This window comes from Shewanella sp. SACH (genome assembly GCF_001887095.2).
GTDB classification, from domain to species: Bacteria; Pseudomonadota; Gammaproteobacteria; order Enterobacterales; family Shewanellaceae; genus Shewanella; species Shewanella baltica.
In genome coordinates, this window is sequence record NZ_MPDG02000030.1 from 1 (window position 1) to 299 (window position 299).

Below are 299 nucleotides of genomic sequence, written 5' to 3' on the forward strand. Positions count from 1 at the left end.
TCGGCGCGTTTGCGTTTCACTTCTGAGTTCGGGATGGGATCAGGTGGTTCCACAAGGCTATTGTCACCAAGCAAATTTTGTATTCTAGGAAATGACACTAGATTGTAATGGTGCTGATACCCAGAATCGAACTGGGGACCTCATCCTTACCAAGGATGCGCTCTACCGACTGAGCCATATCAGCAATTCTATACTAATCAATTAAGATTATTTAAATTAGGTGCTTGGCGATGACCTACTCTCACATGGGGAGACCCCACACTACCATCGGCGCGTTTGCGTTTCACTTCTGAGTTCGG

General features: G+C 46.5%; 1 tRNA gene and 1 rRNA gene. Both read right to left on the reverse strand.

Annotated features, from left to right (window positions below):
- Positions 1-71 (reverse strand): 5S ribosomal RNA (gene rrf, locus BM607_RS21640); the annotation flags it as partial.
- A 37-nt stretch (positions 72-108) separates the two neighbouring features.
- Positions 109-184: transfer RNA gene (locus tag BM607_RS21645), tRNA-Thr, on the reverse strand.
- Positions 185-299 lie beyond the last annotated feature (115 nt).